The organism is Janthinobacterium sp. GW823-FHT06H09 (assembly GCF_058794735.1).
In genome coordinates this window covers 70,560-94,023 of record NZ_JBXAHC010000002.1, presented here as the reverse complement: position 1 = coordinate 94,023, position 23,464 = coordinate 70,560, and the positions used below count along the sequence as shown (strand labels likewise).

At 63.8% G+C, this 23,464-nt stretch carries 22 protein-coding genes; 8 read left to right on the top strand and 14 right to left on the bottom strand.

Annotated elements, in window-relative coordinates; translation table 11 throughout:
• Window positions 1-150: 150 nt before the first annotated feature.
• The gene (locus tag AC1Q6X_RS03000) at window positions 151-2,346 is read left to right on the top strand and encodes a prolyl oligopeptidase family serine peptidase (protein ID WP_492494997.1); all 2,196 of its coding nucleotides are present in this window, start codon (window positions 151-153) and stop codon (window positions 2,344-2,346) included.
• A 93-nt stretch (window positions 2,347-2,439) separates the two neighbouring features.
• Here AC1Q6X_RS03000 and AC1Q6X_RS02995 read toward each other — a convergent pair whose 3' ends face one another.
• The 6 genes from AC1Q6X_RS02995 to AC1Q6X_RS02970 form a co-directional block, all read right to left on the bottom strand.
• Entirely contained in the window at window positions 2,440-3,327 is an 888-nt protein-coding gene (locus AC1Q6X_RS02995) for an STM4011 family radical SAM protein (RefSeq protein ID WP_492494995.1), read from the bottom strand.
• Window positions 3,321-4,700, bottom strand: a complete 1,380-nt coding sequence (locus AC1Q6X_RS02990; RefSeq protein WP_492494993.1) for an STM4012 family radical SAM protein — start codon at window positions 4,698-4,700, stop codon at window positions 3,321-3,323. Before AC1Q6X_RS02990 ends, AC1Q6X_RS02995 begins: the two co-directional genes overlap by 7 nt.
• Window positions 4,697-5,554 (bottom strand): STM4013/SEN3800 family hydrolase, encoded by an 858-nt coding sequence (locus AC1Q6X_RS02985; RefSeq protein WP_492494991.1) that lies wholly within the window; start codon window positions 5,552-5,554, stop codon window positions 4,697-4,699. Before AC1Q6X_RS02985 ends, AC1Q6X_RS02990 begins: the two co-directional genes overlap by 4 nt.
• Window positions 5,547-6,629, bottom strand: coding sequence for an STM4014 family protein (locus AC1Q6X_RS02980; RefSeq protein ID WP_492494990.1), 1,083 nt, complete (start codon window positions 6,627-6,629; stop codon window positions 5,547-5,549). The genes AC1Q6X_RS02985 and AC1Q6X_RS02980 overlap by 8 nt, the downstream gene beginning before the upstream one ends.
• Before the next feature lie 19 nt (window positions 6,630-6,648).
• Window positions 6,649-7,575 carry an STM4015 family protein gene (locus AC1Q6X_RS02975; protein ID WP_492494988.1) on the bottom strand — a complete coding sequence of 309 codons (927 nt, stop codon included), beginning with the start codon at window positions 7,573-7,575 and terminating at the stop codon, window positions 6,649-6,651.
• Window positions 7,576-7,744: 169 nt separating this feature from the next.
• Window positions 7,745-8,320 (bottom strand): helix-turn-helix domain-containing protein, encoded by a 576-nt coding sequence (locus tag AC1Q6X_RS02970; protein WP_070218654.1) that lies wholly within the window; start codon window positions 8,318-8,320, stop codon window positions 7,745-7,747.
• Window positions 8,321-8,541: 221 nt separating this feature from the next.
• On the opposite strand from AC1Q6X_RS02970, the gene kbl reads away from it, so the two are divergent.
• Genes kbl through AC1Q6X_RS02955 form a run of 3 tightly spaced genes read left to right on the top strand, consistent with a single transcriptional unit; the run spans window position 8,542 to window position 12,203 of the window.
• A complete protein-coding gene (gene kbl, locus AC1Q6X_RS02965; RefSeq protein WP_230505985.1) occupies window positions 8,542-9,768 on the top strand; it encodes a glycine C-acetyltransferase in 1,227 nt (408 codons plus the stop codon).
• A gap of 20 nt (window positions 9,769-9,788) precedes the next feature.
• Window positions 9,789-10,754 carry an NAD-dependent epimerase/dehydratase family protein gene (locus tag AC1Q6X_RS02960; RefSeq protein WP_326456187.1) on the top strand — a complete coding sequence of 322 codons (966 nt, stop codon included), beginning with the start codon at window positions 9,789-9,791 and terminating at the stop codon, window positions 10,752-10,754.
• A 48-nt stretch (window positions 10,755-10,802) separates the two neighbouring features.
• The gene (locus tag AC1Q6X_RS02955; protein WP_409026421.1) at window positions 10,803-12,203 is read left to right on the top strand and encodes an L-serine ammonia-lyase; all 1,401 of its coding nucleotides are present in this window, start codon (window positions 10,803-10,805) and stop codon (window positions 12,201-12,203) included.
• Window positions 12,204-12,370: 167 nt separating this feature from the next.
• Here the strand turns inward: AC1Q6X_RS02955 and AC1Q6X_RS02950 are convergent, their stop codons facing one another.
• Complete coding sequence (locus AC1Q6X_RS02950) at window positions 12,371-13,111, bottom strand: AAA family ATPase (protein WP_492416934.1); 741 nt, start codon at window positions 13,109-13,111, stop codon at window positions 12,371-12,373.
• Window positions 13,112-13,380: 269 nt separating this feature from the next.
• Between AC1Q6X_RS02950 and thrC the strand changes: the two genes are divergently transcribed.
• The 3 genes from thrC to AC1Q6X_RS02935 are packed head-to-tail and all read left to right on the top strand — an operon-like array spanning window position 13,381 to window position 16,353.
• Window positions 13,381-14,862, top strand: a complete 1,482-nt coding sequence (gene thrC / locus AC1Q6X_RS02945) for a threonine synthase (RefSeq protein WP_492416932.1) — start codon at window positions 13,381-13,383, stop codon at window positions 14,860-14,862.
• A complete protein-coding gene (locus tag AC1Q6X_RS02940; protein WP_492494984.1) occupies window positions 14,862-16,088 on the top strand; it encodes a molybdopterin molybdotransferase MoeA in 1,227 nt (408 codons plus the stop codon). The genes thrC and AC1Q6X_RS02940 overlap by 1 nt, the downstream gene beginning before the upstream one ends.
• A gap of 10 nt (window positions 16,089-16,098) precedes the next feature.
• Window positions 16,099-16,353: a MoaD/ThiS family protein gene (locus AC1Q6X_RS02935; protein ID WP_230505981.1), complete on the top strand. Its 255-nt coding sequence runs from the start codon at window positions 16,099-16,101 to the stop codon at window positions 16,351-16,353.
• Window positions 16,354-16,400: 47 nt separating this feature from the next.
• On the opposite strand, the gene AC1Q6X_RS02930 is transcribed toward AC1Q6X_RS02935, so the two are convergent.
• Window positions 16,401-16,634, bottom strand: a complete 234-nt coding sequence (locus AC1Q6X_RS02930; protein WP_070218662.1) for a hypothetical protein — start codon at window positions 16,632-16,634, stop codon at window positions 16,401-16,403.
• 154 nt (window positions 16,635-16,788) lie between these two features.
• Here AC1Q6X_RS02930 and AC1Q6X_RS02925 point away from each other — a divergent pair, with 154 nt between their 5' ends.
• The gene (locus AC1Q6X_RS02925) at window positions 16,789-18,030 is read left to right on the top strand and encodes a TIGR03862 family flavoprotein (protein ID WP_492494981.1); all 1,242 of its coding nucleotides are present in this window, start codon (window positions 16,789-16,791) and stop codon (window positions 18,028-18,030) included.
• Window positions 18,031-18,190: 160 nt separating this feature from the next.
• Here the strand turns inward: AC1Q6X_RS02925 and AC1Q6X_RS02920 are convergent, their stop codons facing one another.
• The 6 genes from AC1Q6X_RS02920 to hpnC all read right to left on the bottom strand — a co-directional run bounded on the left by AC1Q6X_RS02920 (window position 18,191) and on the right by hpnC (window position 23,241).
• A complete protein-coding gene (locus tag AC1Q6X_RS02920; RefSeq protein WP_070218664.1) occupies window positions 18,191-18,997 on the bottom strand; it encodes a head GIN domain-containing protein in 807 nt (268 codons plus the stop codon).
• Between the two features lie 10 nt (window positions 18,998-19,007).
• Window positions 19,008-19,793, bottom strand: coding sequence for a DUF1700 domain-containing protein (locus tag AC1Q6X_RS02915; RefSeq protein WP_492494979.1), 786 nt, complete (start codon window positions 19,791-19,793; stop codon window positions 19,008-19,010).
• A gap of 28 nt (window positions 19,794-19,821) precedes the next feature.
• Window positions 19,822-19,977 (bottom strand): hypothetical protein, encoded by a 156-nt coding sequence (locus tag AC1Q6X_RS02910; protein ID WP_175445145.1) that lies wholly within the window; start codon window positions 19,975-19,977, stop codon window positions 19,822-19,824.
• Window positions 19,978-20,101: 124 nt separating this feature from the next.
• The gene (gene hpnE / locus AC1Q6X_RS02905) at window positions 20,102-21,472 is read right to left on the bottom strand and encodes a hydroxysqualene dehydroxylase HpnE (protein ID WP_492494977.1); all 1,371 of its coding nucleotides are present in this window, start codon (window positions 21,470-21,472) and stop codon (window positions 20,102-20,104) included.
• A gap of 7 nt (window positions 21,473-21,479) precedes the next feature.
• Window positions 21,480-22,313 carry a presqualene diphosphate synthase HpnD gene (gene hpnD / locus AC1Q6X_RS02900; protein ID WP_070288226.1) on the bottom strand — a complete coding sequence of 278 codons (834 nt, stop codon included), beginning with the start codon at window positions 22,311-22,313 and terminating at the stop codon, window positions 21,480-21,482.
• A 46-nt stretch (window positions 22,314-22,359) separates the two neighbouring features.
• Entirely contained in the window at window positions 22,360-23,241 is an 882-nt protein-coding gene (gene hpnC, locus AC1Q6X_RS02895; RefSeq protein ID WP_492494975.1) for a squalene synthase HpnC, read from the bottom strand.
• Between the last annotated feature and the right edge of the window lie 223 nt (window positions 23,242-23,464).

Sequence of the window (23,464 nt, the reverse complement as noted above, 5' to 3'; positions counted from 1 at the left end):
TTGCCAAACAAAAGACGGCAAATCCATCGGATAACTGTGCTTTAAAAGTGGCAATCCGCGCTATGATTTCTCTTGGCGAAAGTCAACATGGGCAGCCGCAGTGTGTGTGCGGCTTGCTTTCCTCGACATCCAACAATGAGACAACAACCCATGCAATTACGTAGTGCAACCCTCATATGCAGCTTGCTCGCCGCTTTCGGTGGCAATGCCCTGGCGCAAAACACCGCGATGCCATCGTGCCCAGCCGGCGACGGCGCTCCCGTGACGTATCCGGTCAGCAAAAAGGTCGATCAGCAAGACAGCTATTTCGGCACCACCATCGCTGATCCGTACCGCTGGCTGGAAGACGCCAACAGCGCGGAAACGGGCGAGTGGGTCATGGCGCAAAACAAGCTGACGCAGTCGTACCTGGGCACCATCCCCGAGCGCGCCGCGATCAAGCAGCGCCTGACCAAGCTGTGGAATTATGAGCGTTTCTCTACGCCAACGAAGCAGGGCGGCCGTTACTTCTACAGCCGCAACGACGGCTTGCAGAACCAGGCCGTGCTGTACACGGTGAAAAAGCTGACGGACGAGCCACGCCTGCTGCTGGACCCGAACACCCTGTCCACCGATGGCACGGTGGCGCTGGCCGGCACCTCGATCAGCCCGAACGGCAAGTACCTGGCCTACGCCACGTCCGCGTCCGGTTCCGACTGGAACGAGTGGAAAGTGCGCGACATCGAATCGGGCAAGGATTTGACGGACCACATCAAGTGGGCCAAGTTCTCGGGCGCTTCGTGGACCAAGGACAACACCGGTTTCTTCTACAGCCGCTACGACGCGCCGAACGAAGCGACCAAGCTGGCCGATATCAATTATTTCCAGAAACTGTATTTCCACAAGATCGGCACGCCGCAAAGCGACGACGTGCTCGTCTTCGACCGTCCCGACCAGAAGGAATGGGCGTTTGGCGGCAGCACCGTCAGCGATGACGGCAATTACCTGATCATCACGGCCACACAGGGCACGGAACGCAAGAACCGCGTCTTTTACAAGGACTTGCGCCAGAAGAATGCCAAGGTCGTGGGCTTGCTGGAAGAATTCGACGCTTCCTACTCGTTCATCGACAATGACGGCCCCGTATTCTTTTTCAAGACGGACAACAAGGCGCCGAAATCGCGCGTGATCGCCATCGATACGCGCAAACCTGCGCCTGCCGACTGGAAAGAGATCGTGCCGCAAAGCGCGGAAACCCTGGTCGCCGTCAACCTGATCAACAACCAGCTGGTGCTCGACTACTTGAAAGATGCGCAAACGCAAATCAAGATCGTCGATCTGAAAGGCAAACTGGTGCGTGAAGTGGCCTTGCCGGGCATCGGTTCGGCCGGTGGTTTTGCGGGCAAGCGTGGCGACACGGAAACGTTTTATTCGTTCACCAGCTTCACGACGCCGGCGACGATCTACCGCTACGACATGAAATCGGGCAAGAGCACGGTGTACCGCCAGCCGAAAGTCGATTTCGACCCGAACGCCTTTGAAACGCGCCAGCAATTCTTCACCAGCCGCGACGGTACCAAGGTGCCGATGTTCATCGTCTCGAAAAAAGGCATGAAGCTCGATGGCACGAATCCGACCTACCTGTACGGTTATGGCGGCTTCAATATTTCACTGACGCCGAGCTTCTCCGTGGCGAATCTTGCCTGGGTAGAAATGGGCGGTGTCTACGTGATGGCCAACCTGCGCGGCGGCGGCGAATACGGCGAAGCGTGGCACCAGGCTGGCACCAAGCTGAACAAGCAAAACGTGTTCGACGACTTTATTGGCGCGGCGCAATGGCTGGTGGACAACAAGGTCACCTCGCCATCGAAGCTGGCGATCGGCGGCGGCAGCAATGGCGGCCTGCTGGTGGGCGCGGCCATGACGCAGCGTCCCGACCTGTTCGCCGCTGCGATTCCGCAGGTGGGCGTGCTCGACATGCTGCGTTTCCACAAGTTCACGGTGGGCTGGGGCTGGGTGCCTGACTACGGTTCGTCGGACGACGCCGAACAGTTCAAGGCGCTCGTGAAATACTCGCCGCTGCACAACCTGAAGGCGGGCGGCTGCTATCCGGCTACCATGATCACCACGGCCGACCACGACGACCGCGTCGTGCCTGCCCACAGCTTCAAGTTCGCCGCCGCGGCCCAGGCAGCGCAAGGCGGCCCGGCACCCGTGCTGATCCGCATCGACAGCAAGGCGGGCCACGGCGCCGGCAAGCCGACGACCAAGCAGATCGAAGAAGTGGCGGACCGCTGGGGCTTCCTCAGCCGTTCGCTGAAGATGACGCCGGTAGTGGCGGAGCCGGCCAAGGTGGCGGCGCAGTAAAACCGGGTAGGTCGGATTAGCGCGGCATCGCCGTGCGTAATCCGACACCACCTGTCATGTCAGCACGATGTCGGATTACGCGGCGTGCCGCCGCTAATCCGACCTACGCTGGCCTGCTTCCGTAATCCTCGCCAGCACCCCCTCCCCAAACACCGCCTGAAACGGCAAATCCTTGCGCTGCGCATAGCCGATGTAGCAATCGCACTTGAAACGCGGACAGCTGCGTTCCTGCAGCATGTCGGCCAGGTCATCCTCATATAAATTCCCCAGCCGCTCGGGCACGAAGTGGCAGCGCGCCAGTTCGCCCTCGCCATCGACGGACAGCGACGCTTCGCCCGCCAGGCACGGTTTATTGCGCGAGGGAGACGGGCGGCGGTTTTGCGCGAACCACGGGTCAACGGCGTCCAGTTCGGCCAGGTCTTGTTCGCTGTAGTAGCCGGGGCCGCGGCGGTCGTAGGCGTTCAGCCACAGGTAGACGTGGGCGGGCAGCGCTGCGCGCAGGGCGCGGATGGCGTCCAGGTGCTCGTTCATGGCGACGACGCCGACGGAGTAGCGCACGCCCATGGCATCGAGCTTCGCGCAGCGGGCGAGAAAGCGGGACAAGGTCGTCTGGTCCGGGTGGAAGGTGCACCACAGGCCGACCTTTTCCAGCCCGTCCATGTTCTCCAGCCAGTCCAGGGGGCCGGACAGATTCGTCTGCAGCGCCACTTGCCGTACGTGCGGCAGGCTGGCCAGGGTTTGCATCGCGCTCCGGTAGTGGCGCCGCACCAGCGCCTCGCCCCAGGGCGTGAACAGCACGCCGATGGGGCGCGTCTGCTGCGCCACCCAGCCGGTAAAACGCGCCACTTCGCGCGCGTCGCGGGCCAGCGCGGCGCGGCTGTCGCGCTTCTTGGCGAACGGGCAGTAGCCGCAGGCGTAATTGCAGCTGGCCAGCGTGCCCCGGTACAGCAGGGACAAAGCGCCAGGCTGCGTTGTCAGCACGTCTGGCCGCCTTCGGCCATCAGCGCGCGCACCGTCTCGGATGCCAGCCAGGGGCCGATGGTGTCGGCATAGCTGTAGCCCCGGTCATTCAGGCGCAGCAGCGGGCCATTTTCTTCCACTAATTCCAGCGCGTGCAGCTCGGCCAGCTGCGGCAAGTCTGCTTCGCAGCGGGAGCCGAAGCGCGCCGCGTAGGCGTCGCGGTCCAGGCCCGGTTCCGTCAGCAGCGACTGGATCACATAGCGCCGGCGCTGTTCTTCGTCATCGAGCTGGTAACCGTGTTCGGCCTGCGCGAAGCGCGCCTCGTCGAGCGCCAGGTAGTTGTCGATGATGTTGATGGTGTCAAGCCGCGCCACCGCGTATTCGCTCGAATAATGCAGGCGCGACGTGTACGAGCGGGCGCCCGCGCCCAGGCCCACCATGCCGTCGTTCTGGCAGCAGTACGAGGGACCGTTCTGTTCCGGCGCATGGGGGGCGCGGAACATGCGCATCGAGACCTGCTCATAGCCCTGCGCGCGCAAATGGTCGCGCGCGGCCGCGTACAGGGCCAGACGGCTGTCGCCATCGCGGGCCAGCATGATGGGGTTGAGCGACTCCGCGCCCTGGCGGCGCGCTACCTTGCCGAGACCCGTCTGTTCGCGCACATACAGCGGATACAGATAGAGCTCCTCGGGCCGGAAGGCCAGCGCGCTGTCGATGGAGGCCAGCAGGCTGGCGACGGTTTGCCCCGCGATGCCGTAGATCAGGTCCAGGTTCAGGGTGGGAAAACCGGCCGCGCGTATCAGACCGATGGCGTGATGGACGGTGGCGTTTTGCTGCGGACGGGCCAGCGCGCGCATTTCGCCTGCGGCAAAGCTCTGGATGCCCAGGCTGACCCGGTCGATGCCGTGCGCGCGGCACACGGCAAGCCGCTCAAACGTTATGGTTTCGGGCGACGCTTCGATGCCGGCCGGCGTGTGCTGCAGGTCGATGCCGAGGATGTCGCGCGCGCCGCACAGCAGGGTGCCCAGCTGCGCGGGGGACAGATAGGTGGGCGTGCCGCCGCCCAGCGCGAAGCGGGCGAAGCGCCGTTCGCCCAGCGCGCCTGCCAGGGCGCGCATCTGCACCAGCACTTGCTGCACGTAGCGCTCGACCATGTCGGCGCTGGGGCGGGCCATCGCGAACAGATTGCAAAAGCCGCAGCGCATCTCGCAGAACGGGATATGGATGTAGGCGAAGAGGGCGGAACGGTCCTGCTGCGCCCACAGGGGCGCCAGGGGCGTCGCCTGCGGCAAGGCGCGGTAGGCGGCCTTGTGTGGATAGGAATAGGAATATGCCTGGTAGGGCGTGTGGCGCATGCGCTGCGCCAGGGTGCCCGGCTGTTCGGATGGGTTCACGGTGGGGACTCCTGGGGGGGCGGCGTTGAGGCGGCCGTATCTGGTTGAATAAAAAAGTGCGCATACGGCACGTTCCACACGCTGTCGTGGGCGACCCGGTGGCCCCGGTAGCCATCTTCGCCATACGCGCTGCCGTGGTCCGAGCAGACGATGGCGAACGTGGGCGCGCGCGCGGCGCAGGCGGCGAACAGCGGCGCCAGCGCCCCGTCTACATAGCGCAGGGCAGCAGCGTGGCTGTCCAGGCAGTCGGCGCGGCAGCCGGGCAGGTAGGCGCGGTTGGGCGTATGCAGCGCGGCCACGTTGACGAATAAAAAAGTGCGTTGATCGTTTTGCGCCAGCAGCTGGGTCGCCAGCGCCACCTGCTTTTGCGTCGAATGGCGGCTGGCCACGCCCATGCCGGCGCTCCAGTGGCTTTCCTGGAACAGCGACGGCAGCACGGAGCCCAGCGCCGTCTGTTTGTTAAAGAAACCCACGCCGCCGATGCAGATGGTGCGGTAGCCGCGCGCTGCCAGCGCGGCGGGAAGGTCGGCCTCTTCAAACGCAAAGGTATGCGGCGACGTCGTTTCGCTGCCCGCGAAGGCGGAAGCGAACAGGCGCGGGTGGCGGCCCGGCGCGGCCGGCGTGGGCAGAAAGCCCGCGAAGAAGGCCTGGTGCGCCGCATAGGTAAACGTGGCGGGCGAGTGGCGCCGTTCCCAGCCGCCCGGTGCTAAAAAACGCCCCAGCACGGGCAATTCGCCCGCCTCGTACAGGGCTTGCGCCACGTCGTAACGCAGGGTGTCGAGCGTGAGGAAGACGATGTCGTGGCTGCCGACGACGGCGTGCATGTCGGGGATGATCGGTGTTTCTTTAAGCATGGGCCAGTTGTGCCGTGTAAGTATCGATGCCTTGCCAGAGCAGGCCGGGCAGCAGGTCGCCGAAGGCGTTCGCTTCCAGCACATGGGCCTGGCCGTGGCGCACGACCAGGTCGTAGCCCGTCACGTGGCTGGCGGGGAAGGCGCGCGCGGCCAGGGCGGCGGTGTCTTCCAGCGCGGCCAGATCGGCTGCGTTCAAGAGGCCGGACGCGTCGCCGCGCCGGTTGTCGAGGTGCAGATTCGTCATCATCTGCTGTCCGATGCGCGCCACGCGGTGCGCTGGCTGGCCCGCCACGGTCACGACTCTCAGGTCGTAATGGCTGTCGCCGCAGCGGGGCTTGTTCAGCCACCCTTCCGCGTACAGCTCCTGCGCGGCCAGCGCGTCGACGAGGGCGGCGATGTCGGCGGTCGTCTCGTAGCGCGCCATGCGCTTGACGTTGAACAGGCGCACCGCGCCGGCCCCATGCTGCAAGGCGGCCGAGGTGGTGGCTTGCTGGCGCTCGGCCCGGTTGCGCCGGTAGGCGACGACGCCCGATGCGGACGAGCCGTAGCGCGGTTTCAGGTAGACGCGGTCCAGGTCATGCTGGTGCAGCAGCGCCTGCAGATGCTCGTAGCCGTGCACGGGTCCCAGCAAGTCAGGTATCGGCACGCCGTGCGCGGCCAGGTGGCGCTGGCATGCCAGCTTGTCCGTCATGCGGCTGATGTCGGACGGCGCATTGAAGACGCGCGTGTGCGGCAGCTCAAGCAATTGCGCCGCCAGGGCAGTCATGGCGGAAGTAAAACCGGCAAACCACGCATCCATGGCCAGCAGTTCGCCGTGTTCGGGCGCGGCGACCGGCGGACGCTCCAGCAGCCTGCAGCCTGCCTGCAGCAACAGCCGGTGGGCGGCGGGATCGTCGCCGGGCGGCTCGATTTTCATAAGGCCGGGCTGGCGCAAGGCTTCCTCGAGCAGCGACGGCTGGGCCAGCCAGTCGCGCCATTCCAGCACTTGCGCGGGCGGCAGGCGCAGTTGCGCGCGCGCCGCCTGCATCAGGCGCACGCGCTTGCTGCCCTGTGTCGCCAGCAGGGTGAGGTGCATGTGCAAAGGGGGAATCCGCTTATTCTCCGACGGCCACGTAGCGGTAGCTTTCGCCGTCGTCCTCGTCCGCTTCCTGCGGGTCGTCCAGCACCACCTCGAAAGGCAGCGCCTTGAGTTTCGCCTGGTTTTCCTCGGAAATGTAATGGTGCGACAGGTCCAGGCGCTTCAGGTTCCCCAGCTGCGTGTGATTGAGCACGGCCACGGCGCCCAGGTCGCCGATGGTGCCCAGCGACAGGTCCAGCGTGTCGAGCTGCGCCACCAGCGGTTCCTCGGCCAGCCAGACGGCCAGGTCGTCGGCGATTTCCGCGTCGCGCAAGCCGAGGTATTTCAGGGTCGGCACGGTCAGCTGCGCCAGCACCTTGCGGTACAGGTCCACGTCGCCCGAGAAGCCATAGTCGTCCGTGCCCAGCCACAGCTCCAGGTGTTCCAGCTGCGGCATGCTCGATTGGGCCAGCGCTTCGGCGATCTTTTGATCGAGGCCGCCCGCTTCGATGGTGAAGCGGCGCAGGTGCTGGTGCGCGAACGGTTCGATGACGAGTTCATTGCCGCCGCGGATGCGCAATTCTTCCAGCAGCGGGAAGGCGTCCAGCAGGGGCTTGTAGCTGCCTTGCACGATCCACGAGATTTCGCATTCCTCGTACGTCATGTCGCCGATGAACAGGGCGCGCAGCTTCGGCAGCTGCGGCGCGTGGGCGATCAGCGCGGCCATCACTTCGTCGGCGCCCGATTCGTACGGGTCGCCCCACATGCCGATGATCAGCGCTTCGAGCGCGCCCCTGTCGGCCTTGTCGAGGAAGCCCGCGATCAGTTCATCCATCTTGCGCTCGTCGTCGTATTCGAGCGACAAACGGTAGACGATGCCCGGCGAGGCGTCGAACGGCAGGTCGGGGTCGTACTGGACGACTGTCTTGTCGTGGAAGGTGGTGGTGCTGTCGGAAATGGTCATCGCGGTGGCTCCGTGTAAGCGGTGGAGGCCTGGATGCCGCGCGCAGTGTGGCGGAGGGACGAGCCGGGATGTGCCGCGACGCTCTGCGAAGACATCCAGGCCTGGAAATCTTGTCTATACTAAAATCTTAGCATAGCCATATGGACATATTGCGCACTGCTGGCGTGCCTTATCGATGGATCACCACCAGCAAAGCCTTGCCCTCGGTCTTGCCCAGGTTGCGTATCGTATGCGGCTGGTCCGCCGGATAGCGTGCCGTGCCGCCATTCTTGACCTTTTTCTTCGCCGCGCCCACTTCCAGTTCCAGGTTGCCGTGGATGACCGTCAAATGCTCGGTGGTTCCCGGGTCGTGCGGCTGCGACGCCAGTTCGCCACCGGGCGCCAGGGTCACTTCATACCACTCGTATTTGCCGGCCAGTTCCATCGGCCCCAGGATGCGCAGCACGTAGCCCGCGTGGTCGCCGGGCAGGGTGGGGGTTTCGTGGGCGTCCGTGATGCGGATGGTTTCCACTGCTTTTTCCGCGCTCGACAGCAATTCGCCGATCTGCACGCCCAGGGCGTTGGCCAGGCGCCACGTAATGGCGATGGTGGGATTGGCTTTTTCGCGCTCGATCTGCGACAGCATGGACTTCGACACGCCCGCGATGCGCGACAAATCCTCGAGTGTCAGGCCGCGCGCCAGGCGCAGCCGTTGCAGGGTGGCACCCACTTCAGGGGGAGAATTGGTCGAAACGCTGGTTTTCATCGGCAGGTGGCTTGCAAAGTTCAAAAGGCTTGGGTAATATCCACTATATTGAATTTCAGTTCGAAATAGTGGATTTTGAAGGAAATCACGGAAACGTGTAGACTTCAAACAGCGCTTCACGGTACAGCATTGTGCGCGCACCGGTCAAGCGGCTGCTTTTCCCTATGGCGGCTGAAACCACACGCACACCACACGCATACATCAGGGACACAAGGAATATCATGAGCGAGCAAGCGAAGAACACCTTTTTCAGCGGTCTGCAACAGAATCTCGATCAACTGCGCCAGCAGGGCTTGTACAAGCCCGAGCGCGTGATCGCCTCGCGCCAGGGCGCTGAAGTGGTGTGCGACGATGGCCGTACCCTGATCAATATGTGTGCAAACAACTACCTAGGCCTGTCCGGCGACCTGCAGACGCAGGAAGCATCTATTGCCGCCACGCAAAAATACGGCTACGGCCTGTCGTCCGTGCGTTTTATCTGCGGCACGCAAACCGTGCATAAAGAACTGGAACAGGCGATTTCCGCCTTCCTGGGCACCGAAGACACGATTCTGTACGCGGCCGCCTTCGACGCCAACGGCGGCGTGTTCGAACCGCTGTTCGATGAAAACGACGCCATCATCTCGGACGCGCTGAACCACGCTTCCATCATCGACGGCATCCGCCTGTGCAAGGCCGGCCGCTACCGCTATGCGCACAACGACATGGCCGACCTGGAAGTGCAGCTGCAGGCGGCGGTTGCCGCCGGCAAGCGCCATAAAGTCATCGTCACGGACGGCGTGTTCTCGATGGACGGCACGATTGCGCAACTCGACAAGATCTGCGACCTGGCCGACAAGTACGGCGCGCTGGTGATGATCGACGAATGCCACGCTTCCGGCTTCATGGGCGCGACGGGCCGCGGCACGCACGAGCACCACAATGTGATGGGCCGCATCGACATCATCACGGGCACCCTGGGCAAGGCCCTGGGCGGCGCCATGGGCGGTTTTACCTCGGCGCGCAAGGAAGTCATCGACACCCTGCGCCAGAAATCGCGCCCGTATCTGTTCTCGAACACGCTGGCGCCATCGATCGCCGGCGCCTCGCTGTCTGTGCTGGAGCGCCTGGCCAAGTCGACGGAACTGCGCGACCGCCTGCATGACAACACGGCGTTCTTCCGCAGCGAGATCGAGCGCATCGGCTTTACCATCAAGCCGGGCACCCATCCGGTCGTTCCCGTGATGCTGTTCGACGCGCCCGTGGCACAGAAATTCGCCGCCCGCCTGTATGAACTGGGCGTGCTGGTGACGGGCTTCTTCTACCCGGTCGTGCCGATGGGCCAGGCCCGTGTCCGTGTGCAGCTGTCCGCCGCGCATACCCGCGAGCAGCTGGTGCAGGTGCTGGCCGCCTTCGAGCAGGCCGGCAAGGAACTGGGTCTGCTGACCACCACGACCACGACCAATTAACAAGAATTCAGGAAAATAGCATGGAACGCATCTTAGTCATTGGCGCAAACGGCCAAATCGGTAGTGAACTGGTGGGCGCGCTGGCGCAGCAGCACGGCGCGGACAACGTCATCGCCAGCGACATCGGCACGAACAATCTGTACCAGGCCAAGCGCTACGCGCAGCTGAACGTGCTGGACAAGGACGGCCTGGCGAAGATCATCGCCGACGAGAACATCACCCAGGTGTACCAGCTGGCGGCCATGCTGTCGGCCACGGGCGAAGCGGCGCCGCTGAAGGCGTGGAGCCTGAACATGGATGGCTTGCTCAATATCCTGGAACTGGCGCGCGAGCGGGGCGAGGCGGGCAAGCCGCTGCGCATCTTCTGGCCGTCGTCGATCGCCGCCTTCGGCCCGAACACGCCGCAAGTGAACACGCCGCAAATGACGGTGATGGACCCGACCTCGATGTACGGCATCAGCAAGCTGGCCGGCGAGCGCCTGTGCGAATACTACTTCAACAAGTATGGCGTGGACGTGCGCAGCATCCGCTACCCGGGCATCATCAGCTACAAATCGCCTCCGGGCGGCGGCACCACCGATTACGCCATCGCCATCTTCCATGCGGCCTTGCGCGGCGAGCGCTATGACTGCTTCCTCGATGCGAATACGACGCTGCCGATGATCTACATGCCCGACGCGATCCGCGCCACCATCGAACTGATGGACGCGCCGGCGGCATCGATCAAGATCCGCTCGTCCTACAATGTGGCCGGCGTGTCGTTCAACCCCGAGCAGCTGGCGAAAGCCATCGTGCGCATGGTGCCGGACTTCAAGATCAGCTACAAGCCGGACAGCCGCCAGGCCATCGCCGACAGCTGGCCGCAAAGCCTGGACGACAGCAAGGCCAGCGCCGACTGGGGCTGGAAGGCGCAGATCGGCGTCGAGCAGATGGTCACGGACATGCTGGCCAATGTCGATGCGGGGCAGGCGGCCAAGGCGGCCTGAGTCCTATACCGGCATTCATAAAAACATACTAATATAAAGAGACACTACATGGATATGAGCGTATTTGACCTATTTAAAATCGGCATCGGGCCGTCGAGTTCCCACACCGTGGGACCGATGGTGGCGGCGCGGCGTTTTCTGGTCGAATACGGTCCGCTGGACCAGGTAGTGGGCGTCGAGGCGGCCCTGTATGGCTCGCTGGCGCTGACGGGCGTGGGCCATGCCACGGACAAGGCCGTCATTCTTGGCCTGATGGGCGAAACGCCGCAGGACGTGGCACCCGACGAAGTCGACAGCAAGCTGGCCGCCATCGAGGCGGCCGGCGAGATCGCGCTGCTGGGCACGCACGTGGTGCCGTTTACGGCGGCCACGGGCTTGATCTGGCACAAGAGCGAATCCTTGCCCGAGCACCCGAACGGCATGCGCTTTACATTGAAACTGCTTGATGGCAGCCGCGTCGACAAGGTGTATTACTCGATCGGCGGCGGTTTTATCCGCGAGGCGGGCGAGGCGCAAGCCGAAGCGGCCGTGGAGTCGGCCGCGTCCGCCCGCGTCGTCTTCCCCTTCGACACCATGGAGCAATTGCTGGCGCATGGCGTGGAAAGCGGCCTGTCGATCCCGGAAATGCTGCGCGCGAACGAGTGCGTCAAGCGCAGCGACGAGGAATTGAACGCGGGCCTGGACCGCATCTGGCACGTCATGCGCGACTGCATCGCGCACGGCCTGGAAACGACGGGCAACCTGCCGGGCGGCTTGAACGTCAAGCGCCGCGCCGCCAAACTGTGGCGATTGGCGCAGGAAGCGAAGGCGTCGGACAACCGCGCCAACGACTTGCCGCACGACGCCGTCCACCTGGTCAGCCTGTACGCGATGGCTGTCAATGAGGAAAACGCGGCGGGCGGCCGAGTGGTCACGGCGCCGACCAATGGCGCCGCCGGCATCATCCCGGCCGTGCTGCGCTACTACGCGCAGGATTGCCGCCCCAGCGATCCGGTCGGCGGCGTGCGCCGCTTCATGCTGACGGCCGCGGCCATCGGCATGTTGTGCAAACGCAATGCTTCGATCTCGGGCGCCGAAGTGGGCTGCCAGGGCGAAGTGGGCGTGGCCTGCGCCATGGCGGCAGCCGGCCTGGTGGCGGCCTTGGGCGGCACGAACGAGCAGATCGAAAACGCGGCCGAAATCGGCATCGAACACCACTTGGGCATGACGTGCGACCCCATCGGCGGCCTGGTGCAGATCCCGTGCATCGAGCGCAATGGCATGGGCGCCGTGAAAGCGATTACGGCCGCCTCGCTGGCGTTGAAGGGCGACGGCACGCACTTCGTCAGCCTCGACGAAGTCATCGAAACCATGCGCCAGACGGGCGCGGACATGCAGGACAAGTACAAGGAAACGTCCTTGGGCGGCCTGGCCATCCACGTGATTACAGTCAACCACGCCGCTTGCTGATGCGCTGGTGGTGGCGTCGGATTACGCGCGCAGCGCTAATCCGACCTACGCCATGACGCAAGCAACGCAGGTTGGCGCATGTCGGCGTAGGTCGGCTTAGCCCGCAGGGCGTAAGCCGACATCACCGAATAAGTAAGCCGACATCACCAAAGCAGCAAACCACCACCTCACTCCTCCTCAAACAACTGCTCCAGCCTCCGCGGGTAGTTATTTAAAAAATCACGCGTCACGGCATAGTGTTCCGTGTCTTCATACGCCACCTCATGGATGCCGCCGCCCGTAAACATCAGGATTTTCGCGTTCGGGTAGGCGAGCAGTATCGGCGAGTGGGTGGCGATGATCAGCTGCGAGTCGTCCTGCACCAGCTGGTGGATCACCGATAAAGCCGCCATCTGGCGGCTGGGCGACAGGGCCGCCTCCGGTTCGTCCAGCAAATACAAGCCTTTGCCGCGCAGCTTGTTGATCAGGGTCGCCATGAATGCTTCGCCGTGCGATTGCGCGTGCAGCGACTTGCCGCCGTAGCTGCCCAGGTATTCCGGCATGGCGTCCATGTAGGTGGCGACGTTGAAAAAGCTTTCGGCGCGCAGGAAATAGCTGTCCTCGGGTTTTTTATAGCTCTTGCTCAGGCGCAAGTGTGCATGCAAGCCCGATTCCTCGTCCGACGGCAGGGCGATGCGCACGTTGCGCGTGCCGCCATCCTTGCCGAAGCCCAGCCTCACGGCCAGCGCTTCGAGCATGGTCGACTTGCCGCTGCCGTTCTCGCCCACGAAAAACGTCACGTCGGGGTGGAAATCCATGTGCACGAAGTCGCGGATGGCGGGGATGGTGAACGGATAGTGATCGAGGTCGACGACAGCGTCGGAGCGCAGCGCGGCGCTTTGCAGATATGGTTTTTTACTCAGCGACATGGCCGGTTTTCGACTCCATTATTGGCACTTTGCAGGGCAGAAAGCTCAGTGTGGCCTAAATCGTCGGCGCGCGCCAGTGCGTACGCGGGTCATGCTCGCCTGGCTTGATCTCATACAATTATGGCTTGTTTGATAATAAGCAGGCTCTCCAATTGTCACATCTTGATCAGGCTGGCGCCACGCGATTCGCCTTGGACGGCCGCTGGCACTATAATATCCGCTGCCATTCATGATCAACCGCACTCAGCTCAACTGGACTCTTCAAATCTATGCATTACGTGTCTACCCGCGCTGACAAAGCGCCATCGAATCCGCAGCAATTCTCCGACATCCTCCTGGGCGGCCTGGCCCCCGATGGCGGACTGTATCTCCCTGAACACTACCCGCAAGTCACTGGTGCCGAGCTCAATGCCTGGCGCACATTGTCGTATGCCGACCTGGCCTGCGAAATCCTGAAGAAGTTCGCCACCGATATCCCGGCCGCGGACCTGAAGGCACTGACGGCGAAAACCTATACCAAGGCAGTCTACAAGAACGCCCGCGCCGGCGAAAACGCGGCCGACATCACGCCGCTGCGCGTGCTCGAAGAAAACGTCGTCAAGGGCGGATCGACCACGCTGATGCTGCAGGCGCTGTCGAACGGCCCGACCCTGGCCTTCAAGGACATGGCCATGCAGCTGCTGGGCAACCTGTTCGAATACACCTTGGCCAAGCATGACGCCGAACTCAATATCTTCGGCGCCACCTCGGGCGACACGGGCAGCGCGGCCGAATACGCGATGCGCGGCAAGAAGGGCATCCGCGTCTTCATGCTGTCGCCGCACAAGAAAATGAGCGCCTTCCAGACGGCGCAGATGTTCAGCCTGCAAGACCCGAACATCTACAATATCGCCGTCGAAGGCGTGTTCGACGACTGCCAGGATATGGTGAAAGCCGTGTCGAACGACCTGCCGTTCAAGGCCCAACAGAAGATCGGCACCGTCAATTCCATCAACTGGGCGCGCGTTGTGGCGCAAGTCGTGTATTACTTCCGCGGCTACCTGGCGGCCACCACCAGCAACGAGCAGAAAGTGTCGTTCACGGTGCCATCTGGTAATTTTGGCAATATCTGCGCCGGCCATATCGCCCGCATGATGGGGCTGCCGATCTCGAAACTGGTGGCGGCCACGAATGAAAACGACGTGCTCGACGAATTCTTCCGCACGGGCGTCTACCGCGTGCGCAAGTCGGCCGAAACGTACCACACGAGCAGCCCGTCGATGGATATCTCGAAAGCGTCGAACTTCGAGCGCTTCGTCTACGACCTCGTGGGCCGCGACAGCGAGCGCGTACGCGCCCTGTTCACGAAAGTGGAAACGCATGGCGGCTTTGACCTCTCCGGCAAACCTGGCAGCGATGGCGATGAATTCAAGCTGGTGGCCAAATACGGCTTCAAGTCGGGCAAGTCCACGCACCAGGATCGCCTCGATACCATCCGCGACGTGGCCGACGACTACGGCATCACCATCGACACGCACACGGCCGACGGCATCAAGGTGGCGCGCGAGCACCTGGAGCCGAACGTGCCGATGATCGTGCTGGAAACGGCGCTGGCGGCCAAGTTCAACGAAACCATCCTCGAAGCGCTGGGCGTGGACGCGGAACGCCCGGCCGGCTTCGAAAACATCGAGGACTTGCCGCAAAAGTTCGTTGTGATGGGCACGGACGTGGAAAAAATGAAGGCGTACATCGCCGCCAATACGGGCTTGTGATGAGCGATCCGACTGCACAACGTAAACCCATGCTGTCGGTGGCCGAAGCGCAAGCCTTTATGCTGGGCGCGGCGCGCCCGGTGACCGAGGTGGAGCTGGTCGACACCATGCGCGCCAACGGCCGCGTGCTGGCCACGGCGCAAACGTCGACCCTGAACGTGCCCGAGCGCGACAACACGCAGATGGATGGCTATGCCGTGCGCGCCAGCGATTGCGCCAGCGGTGCGGCCAGCCTGCCCGTGTCGCAGGGCATCGCGGCCGGTCACGTGGGCCAGCCCTTGCAGCCGGGGACGGCGGCGCGCATCTTCACGGGCGCCCTGATCCCCGAAGGCGCCGACTGCGTCGTGATGCAGGAGCAGTGCACGGCGGCGGACGGCATGGTGACGGTCAACCACGTGCCGAAAGCCGGGGAATGGGTGCGCCGCCAGGGCGAGGATATCCGCGCCGGCGGCGAAATCCTCGGCGCGGGCCGGCGCCTGCGCAGCCAGGAAATGGGCCTGGCCGCCTCCGTGGGCCTGGCGCAGCTGCCGGTGCTGCGCAAGCTGCGCGTGGCCGTGTTCTTCACGGGTGACGAACTGGCCATGCCGGGTGAGCCTTTGGTGCCGGGCGCCGTCTACAACTCGAACCGTTTTACCTTGCGCGGCCTGCTGGAAAACCTCGGCTGCGAGATCACGGACCTGGGCATCGTGCCCGACAGCCTGGAAGCGACGCGCGCCGTGCTGCGCCAGGCGGCGCAGGGCAATGATTTGATCATCACCTCGGGCGGCGTGTCCGTGGGCGAGGAAGACCACATCAAGCCGGCCGTGGAGGCGGAAGGGCGGCTGAACATGTGGCAGATCGCCGTCAAGCCGGGCAAGCCGCTGGCGTTTGGCGAAGTGCGGGAGGCATTCTTTATCGGCTTGCCTGGCAATCCCGTCTCCAGCTTCGTCACATTTTTGCTGTTCGTGCGCCCGTTCATCCTGCGCCTGCAGGGCGTGGCGGGCAGCCTGGCGCCGCGCAGCTACAAGCTGCCGGCCGCGTTCGAGCGCCTGAAGGCGGACAAGCGCAACGAGTTCCTGCGCGCCAAAGTGAATGATGAGGGCGAGCTGGAATTGTTCGCCAACCAGAGTTCGGGCGTGCTGACCTCCACCGTGTGGGGCGACGGCTTGATCGATTGCCCGCCGGGGCTGTCGATTGCGCGCGGCGACATGCTGCGTTTTATCCCGTTTAACGAATTGCTGTACTAAGGAAGTATCGATGAAGATCAATCTGCGATTTTTTGCCAGCGTGCGCGAACTGGTGGGCACGGGTCACGAAGTGCTGGAAGTGGCCGGGCCGCTGACGGTGGGCGAGGTGAGAAACCTGCTGATCGCCCGCAGCGGCAACTGGGAGTACGCGCTGGCCCAGGGCCGCGCGCTGCGCACGGCGCACAAGCAGGTGATGTGCGATGCCGATACCGTGATCGGCGAAGGCGACGAGGTGGCGTTCTTCCCGCCCGTAACGGGCGGCTGATCCCGTTTCTCAAACAAGACGGCCACTTCATCGAAGTGGCCGTTTTTTCATGACGATCTGGTTTTCGGTTTGTCCCCGCTGCACGTGGCGCAGGCGACGGCCTTCCTGTAGCGCCAGTATTTCGAGCCGATGAAGATGGCCGACGCCACCAGCGACCAGGCCAGCGCGCTGAGGATGTCGGTCTGGCTGGTCGTGCCCTTGCTGTACTCGACCACCGTCAGGATGATGAATAAGATCGAGCTGGCCAGCAAATAACGGGAAATCCAGAATCCTGCACCCATGTGTTTCTCCTCTTGTCGTCGCGTTGTCGCGTGAAGTCAAGCCGCCGGTCGCTGCGGCCTCTGCGCGCAGTATGCATCATTTTTCGGCATTCTTGCCATCTCCGGGCCTTATCTCGACTAAAATGCCGGGGTTTTCACCGTCTTTCAGCCTGCCATGACCGATTCCAGCCTTCCTTCCTTTCACATCGCCGTCATCGGCGGCGGCCCCGCCGGCCTGATGGCCGCCCAGGCGGCCAGCGACCAGGGGGCCAGGGTGGAGTTGTTCGACGCCATGCCGTCCGTCGGCCGCAAATTCCTGCTGGCGGGGCGCGGCGGCATGAACATCACGCACGCGGAAGGCTACCAGGCCTTCGTCTCGCGCTACGCCCGGCAGGCGCACCGCGTGAAACCGGCGCTGGACCAGTTCGGCCCGCAAAAGGTGCGCGACTGGGTGCACGGCCTGGGCGTCGACACCTTTGTCGGCTCGTCGAATCGCGTCTTCCCCACGGACATGAAGGCGGCGCCCCTGCTGCGCGCCTGGCTGCACCGCCTGCGCGAAGCGGGCGTGCAATTTCACATGCGCCACCGCTGGACGGGCTGGCGCGACGGCCAGCTGGCCTTTGCCACGCCGGACGGCGAACGCCTGTGCGCCTTCGACGCCGTGATCCTGGCCCTGGGCGGCGGCAGCTGGGCGCGGCTTGGTTCGGACGGCGCCTGGGTGCCGCTGCTGCAAGGGCAGGGCGTGGCCGTGGAAGCGCTGGCGCCGGCCAATTGCGGCTTCGACGTGGACTGGAGCGAACATTTCAGCAGCCGCCATGCGGGCGAACCGCTGGCGACCGTGGCCATCACGGCGCATGACATCGACGGCTTGCTCATCAAGCGCCAGGGGCAGTTCGTCATCACGGCGGGCGGCGTCGAAGGCAGCCTGATTTATGCGCTGTCGGCCGCGCTGCGCGAGCAGATCGCACGCGACGGCCACGCCACCATCTGGCTCGACCTGGCGCCCGACCACACGCATGAACGCGTGTTCGAGGAAGTGACGCGCCCGCGCGGCGCCCGCTCCATGTCCAGCCATTTGCAAAGCCGGCTGGGCATCAAAGGGGTGAAATCGGGCCTGCTGCGCGAATGCCTGAGCGCGGCCGACTTTGCCGACGAGGCCAGGCTGGCGGCCGCCATCAAGCTGCTGCCTGTCACGCTCAAGCGTGCGCGCCCCATCGATGAAGCGATCAGCAGCGCCGGCGGCGTGGACTTCGACGGCATTGACGGCAGCATGCTGCGCGCCATGCCAGGCGTCTTCGTGGCGGGGGAAATGCTGGACTGGGAAGCGCCGACGGGCGGCTACCTGCTGACGGCCTGCCTGGCGCAAGGCAAGGCGGCCGGCGAGCAGGCCGTGGCCTGGCTGGAAAAGAATTGCTGAAAGAGAAATGCTTCAACGCCACGACGCAGCTCACAATCGTAGCGAGCGGCCCCGAGTTGTGGCTGAGAAGCGCAGCTGTACTCTGGTACGGGGCCGCCGAGGCAGCGAGCATCGCCGGCCGCAAATCGCGCCGCGCAGTAGATTGTCAGCTGCGTCATCATCAATGCCAGATGATGTCGCCCGACCCGCTTTTCTGGGTCTCGCGCTGGCGCGGGTTGCCGTGCACGTGGATGTCGCCGCTGCCGCGCAGGGTCAGGTTGGCGGCGTCGCGCACGAAGACGGTGCTCTGGCCCGAGCCTTGCAGACTGACGCTGGCCTTGTCGGCCGCCAGGTGTTCGGCATCGATGTCGCCTGAGCCGCTCAGGTCGGCACGCAGGAATTTCGTGTTGCCGCTGGCGGCGATGCGCCCGGAACCGACCATTTCCAGCACGACGCTGTCGCTGTTGCCGGCATTGATATCGAGATCGCCACTGCCGTTGACGGTCGCTTGCACCTGCTTGTAGCGGCCCGTGAAGCTGACGTCGCCTGAACCCATAAGTTCCAGGATGAAACTGTCGCCGGAAAATCCCGTGATCCTGCTGTCGCCATTGCCGTGCACTTCCAGTCGCACGAGGGTTGGCAGCACCAGTTCCACCTGCAGCGGCTGGCGATGGTGGAACAGCATGCCTTTCGGGCCGATATGCAGGGTCGTGCCGTCGGCCGTCGTGTCGACGTTCGACAGCAGGCGTTGTTCGCCGCTCACTTTCAGCGATGGCGTGGCGCCGCGGCGCAGCACCAGGTCGATGGGACCGGCCAGATCGATGCTGTTGATATTGGCGGAAATCGGGCGCGTGTCGCTGCGCACGGCGCGGCCGGCAGCGCTGCTGGGATTGCTGATCCCCTTGGCGCGCAGCGCCGCATACGACATGGCGATCAGGACCATGGCCAGCAAGAGCATGGACAGGCCGACTTTGAGCAAGCGTTTCATGGCAGCCTTTCTAGTGACCTTTGAGCAGGGAGACATTCATGGCGATATAGCGCTTGATACCGATCAAGGTATAGCGCGTGACCACCAGACTGAGCAGGAATATGGCGATGCCGCCGAGCAGCATGCCGACGCCGAAGACGGTTTGTGTGGTGCGCGCATCGCGGTCCATGTCGGTGGAGATGCGGATGCCGCCGCCGGCCAGCGCTTCGGCCCGCTCCATCATGCGCGACGAAGCGCCGGGCGCCTCCGCTTCAGCCGGTTCACGCTGCAAGGGGCCGGGCACATGGTCGATTTCGATGCCCTTGTCGCCGATGGTGATGCGCGTTTCGCGCTGCTCGTCGCCTTCGCCGCCGTCATGAATGAAGACGTGGCGCAGCGGCCCCTCGAGCACCAGTTCGTTGGCGCCGGACAAGCCGCTGGCCGTGATGGCGATGCCGGCCAGGTAAAAGCTCAGGCCGACCGCATACAGGGTGGACAGCAGCGCCGCGTACACGGCGGCGGGCACGACCATGAACAGGTTGAAGATGGCCAGGCCCACCAGCGAGACGAGCAGGCGCAGCAGGTTGACGGGGGTTTTCTTTTGCTCGAACGCCTGGCGGTGGGTGCTGCTGCGCAAGGTGAGGGCGATCTTTTTCGGGTCGCCCAGGTCGTCGGCGATTTCGTGCTCGCTGCGGCCGGCCGCCGCGCCTTCGATGAAGGTCTGTTCGTAATAATCGAGGGTCTTGGCCACCAGGTCCGGCGGCAAGCCTGCCAGCGCGCGCCGCAGTGCCTCGAGATAGTCTTGCTTGTTCATCATATTCTTCCTGTTACTCCGCTTCGCCGCCTCAGCCCACCGCCGGCAGCAGCATGCTTGCCTGGCTCAGCAGCAATGGCGTTTGTGGCACTTGCTGTCCGTGAATGACGATGACGGTGGCGAGCAGCACACAAGCGAGCAGCGCCATGGCTTTCAAGCTGTTTTTCAAGTGCAAGGTGGGGTGCATGGTATTTTCCGTGGCATGGCCGTTGTCGATGATCAGACTGTACCCAAGCGCACGCGAGCGCACCAGCACGGTGCGACAGAATGCAATTTCGCGGGGGCGAGCGGCGCCAGGGCGGGATGCACCGTCAAGTCTGTTTTGCCACCTTGCCCGTGTTCGCCACCCTGGCCGCCGCCACGCCGCTGCGCACGGCCGCTTCGATGGTGGCCGGATAGTCCTGCGTCCGGTCGTCATTGGCCGTGTAGTCGCCGGCCAGCAGCAGGCCCGGCATGCCGCTGGCATTGCCGGGGCGCGCCAGGTCCGGCGTGCAGGCAAAGGTGGCGCGCTTTTCCGTGATCAGCTGGCTCCAGGCCGGTTGCGCCAGTTCCGGGCGCTGCAGCACCTGCGCCAGCTGCGCAGCGATCGCCTGCGCCAGCGGACCATGGCCTTGCTCGGCGGCAGGGCCGGACGCGCTGATGACGACGGCCAGCAAGCCGGCCTGATTTGCGTCGAGCTGGCCCCGGTCGAAGACGAACTGCCCCCAGTGCTGTTGCTCTGGCGCATCGACAAGCGCGTAAAACGGCAAGTCCAGACGCACGCTGGCGTCGTACTGCAGGTAGCAGGTGCTGATGGCTTCCGGCGTGAAGGCCTGCATTTTGGTAATAACGTCATTGAGGCGCGGGTCGTGCACGCTTTGCAGCAGGCCGGCCGCTTGCACGGATGAGGTGGCGACGATGACGCCGTCATAGTGTTCGCCATCATCGACGCCATCATCGAGTCGCCAGCGGCCATCGGGCAAGGCGTGCAAGGCTGCCACCTTGGCGCCCGTGCGCACTGCGCCGCCATGCTGTTCCAGATAGCGGGCGGCCGCGTCCGGTAACAGGCTGCTCAGGTCCGCCTTCGGGATCAGCATGTCGGAGGCGCGGCGGCGCGATGCGCCCAGGCTGTCGCGCAGCACGTTGATGAAGACGCGGGCCGACGCGCGCTCGGGCGGCGTATTCAAGGCCGCCAGGCACAGCGGATGCCACATCAGGCGGTTCAAGGTGTCCGTCTGGTCGAAGCGCTGCAGCAATTCGGTTACCGTGCAATCGTTGTACAACTGCCAGCCCATCCACCGCATGGCCGTGGAAAAACGCATCAGGGACAGCTTGTCGGCGCGCTGCAGCCCCTTGGCGCGCAGCAAGGCCCATGCCAGGTGCAGCGGCGCAGGCAGGCGCGGCGCGAGAAAATCCATGCCTTTGGTGCCGGGTGGATAGCACATCTGCAGGGGCAGGGTGAGGATCAGCTCGGCAGGGTCTTGCCCTGCGAGCTTGATCAGGCGCAAGGTTTCCGTGTACGCGCCCAGCAGGATGTGCTGGCCGTTGTCGAGCACCGTCTTTTCCCGTTCGACCCGGCGCGCACGCCCGCCCAAGGTGCGCGCCGCCTCGTAGACGGTCACGGCATGGCCGGCGCGCGCCAGTTCCATGGCTGCCGCGCAGCCGGCCCAGCCGGCGCCGATGACGGCGTAGCGTTGCTTCACGCTACTGTCAGCCACGAACCCAGGTCTTCCAGGCCAGCCACAGTTTGCGGATCGGCGTGAGCGAGATGCGCTGGTTCAGCACGTGATAGCCGTCGCGCTCGACTTCGTTGAGCAGGGTGCGGTAGATGGCGGCCATGATCAGGCCCGGGCGCTGGGCGCGGCGGTCCTCCGCCGGCAGCAGGGCGAACGCTTCGTCGTAGGCTTTTTGCGCGCGCGCCACCTGGAAGCGCATGAGGTTTTCAAAGTTTTCGCTGTGGCGCGCGTTCAGCAAATCGGCCGCCGTTACATTGAATTGCTGCAATTCGCTGATCGGCAGGTAGATGCGACCCTTGCGCGCATCCTCGCCCACGTCGCGGATGATGTTGGTCAGCTGGAAGGCATGGCCCAGCTTTTCCGCGTACAGCAGGGTTTCCGGGCGCGTCGCGCCGAAGATGCTTGCCGACAAGATACCGACCACGCTGGCCACGTGCCAGCAATAGCGGCTCATGGCCTGGTAATCGAGGTAGCGGGTCTGGTTCAAGTCCATTTCCATGCCGTCGATGATGGCCTGCAAATGCTTTTCTTCCAGCTTATACACGGCCAGGTGCGGCTGCAGCGCGCGCATCACGGGATGTGTGGGGTTGCCCTCGTACATGGCCTTGACTTCCTTGCGCCACCACACCAGCTTGGTGCGTGCCACGGCTTCGTCCGTGCATTCATCGACCGTATCGTCGACTTCGCGGCAGAAGGCGTACAGGGCCGTGATGGCCTTGCGGCGCTCGGCCGGCAGGAACAGGAAGCTGTAGTAGAAGCTGGAGCCGCTCTGGGCGGCCTTTTGTTGGCAGTATTCGTCGGGAGACATAGTCAAAAGAGCAAGGGTTGCAGATCGAAGCCGCTATTCTATCGTCTTACAGAGTGGGCGACGGGGGAAAAGCCGTTTTTACTTGTGTCTCTTGATGCAGGCTTTTGCGCGACATGCGCAGGGCGCGCCAGAAAATGATCAGCCAGTCGCGTTTCTCCAGCTTGGGACGGCGTCGGAACACGTCGTAATTGACGGCTTCGATGCATTCGAGAATGCGCAAGCCCCCTTGCACCACCAGGCGCAGTTCCCAGCCGATGCGTCCGCGCAAGCGCAGGGCCAGCGGCGCGCCGGACAGCATCAGCGCGTGCGCGCGGGCCACTTCGAAGCGCATCAGGGCACTCCACTTGCCGTGCGCCTCGGGCCGCTCGAAGGCGGCGGCGGAGACGGCAAAGCGGCTCAAGTCTTCCATCGGCAGGTAGATGCGCTCTTTTTGCTGGTCGATGGCGACGTCTTGCAAGAAATTAATTAGTTGTAAAGCTGAACATATGGCATCGGAATCGCGTACATTCTGTTCATCGGCCGCACCGTACAGGTGCAGCATCAGCAGCCCCACGGGGTTGGCGGAGCGGGCGCAGTAATCGAGCACGTCATCGTAGCTGGCGTAGCGCGTTGTTTCCACATCCTGCTTGAAGGCGGACAATAAATCGTAGAACGGCTTGAGCGGCAGCTGGAACTTGGCGATGACGGCGGCCAGACGTTCGAACATGGCGGCGTTCTCGCCGGCATGGCCTTCCTGGCGGGCGATGCGGCCCAGCGCCTCTTCGTAGGCGTGTAGAAAGGCCAGGCGTTCGGCCGGTGTGGCGTCGCCTTCGTCGGCCAGGTCGTCGGCGCTGCGGGCGAAGGCATAGATGGCTTCGACGGCGGGCACCAGGCGGCGCGGCAGTAAAAATGATGCAACAGGAAAATTTTCGTAATGGTCTACAGGCATGAACACACTTCTCTAGTCTTGCGTTTGTCCGGCACTCCCGCAAACGCTGGAATGTGGCCGGACGTTGTACGTCTCAAGATTAATGACGCAAAAGTCACTAAAAACTTTTACGCACGATTATAATTAATAACCAGAAAGTCATTAGCGGAAAATCGTCCTCCGCTACGACCAAACTGATATTGTCACAAATTTAAGGATATCGCGTGCGAAAAAGTTTGGCTTG

Bases quoted from the DNA above. Each gene is read 5' to 3' on its own strand.
- AC1Q6X_RS03000 (WP_492494997.1), top strand. From the start codon at position 151: ATGCAATTACGTAGTGCAACCCTCATATGCAGCTTGCTCGCCGCTTTC.
- AC1Q6X_RS02985 (WP_492494991.1), bottom strand. From the start codon at position 5,554: ATGCTTAAAGAAACACCGATCATCCCCGACATGCACGCCGTCGTCGGC.
- AC1Q6X_RS02980 (WP_492494990.1), bottom strand. From the start codon at position 6,629: ATGCACCTCACCCTGCTGGCGACACAGGGCAGCAAGCGCGTGCGCCTG.
- AC1Q6X_RS02975 (WP_492494988.1), bottom strand. From the start codon at position 7,575: ATGACCATTTCCGACAGCACCACCACCTTCCACGACAAGACAGTCGTC.
- AC1Q6X_RS02970 (WP_070218654.1), bottom strand. From the start codon at position 8,320: ATGAAAACCAGCGTTTCGACCAATTCTCCCCCTGAAGTGGGTGCCACC.
- kbl (WP_230505985.1), top strand. From the start codon at position 8,542: ATGAGCGAGCAAGCGAAGAACACCTTTTTCAGCGGTCTGCAACAGAAT.
- AC1Q6X_RS02960 (WP_326456187.1), top strand. From the start codon at position 9,789: ATGGAACGCATCTTAGTCATTGGCGCAAACGGCCAAATCGGTAGTGAA.
- AC1Q6X_RS02955 (WP_409026421.1), top strand. From the start codon at position 10,803: ATGGATATGAGCGTATTTGACCTATTTAAAATCGGCATCGGGCCGTCG.
- AC1Q6X_RS02950 (WP_492416934.1), bottom strand. From the start codon at position 13,111: ATGTCGCTGAGTAAAAAACCATATCTGCAAAGCGCCGCGCTGCGCTCC.
- thrC (WP_492416932.1), top strand. From the start codon at position 13,381: ATGCATTACGTGTCTACCCGCGCTGACAAAGCGCCATCGAATCCGCAG.
- AC1Q6X_RS02940 (WP_492494984.1), top strand. From the start codon at position 14,862: ATGAGCGATCCGACTGCACAACGTAAACCCATGCTGTCGGTGGCCGAA.
- AC1Q6X_RS02935 (WP_230505981.1), top strand. From the start codon at position 16,099: ATGAAGATCAATCTGCGATTTTTTGCCAGCGTGCGCGAACTGGTGGGC.
- AC1Q6X_RS02930 (WP_070218662.1), bottom strand. From the start codon at position 16,634: ATGGGTGCAGGATTCTGGATTTCCCGTTATTTGCTGGCCAGCTCGATC.
- AC1Q6X_RS02925 (WP_492494981.1), top strand. From the start codon at position 16,789: ATGACCGATTCCAGCCTTCCTTCCTTTCACATCGCCGTCATCGGCGGC.
- AC1Q6X_RS02920 (WP_070218664.1), bottom strand. From the start codon at position 18,997: ATGAAACGCTTGCTCAAAGTCGGCCTGTCCATGCTCTTGCTGGCCATG.
- AC1Q6X_RS02915 (WP_492494979.1), bottom strand. From the start codon at position 19,793: ATGATGAACAAGCAAGACTATCTCGAGGCACTGCGGCGCGCGCTGGCA.
- AC1Q6X_RS02910 (WP_175445145.1), bottom strand. From the start codon at position 19,977: ATGCACCCCACCTTGCACTTGAAAAACAGCTTGAAAGCCATGGCGCTG.
- hpnD (WP_070288226.1), bottom strand. From the start codon at position 22,313: ATGTCTCCCGACGAATACTGCCAACAAAAGGCCGCCCAGAGCGGCTCC.
- hpnC (WP_492494975.1), bottom strand. From the start codon at position 23,241: ATGCCTGTAGACCATTACGAAAATTTTCCTGTTGCATCATTTTTACTG.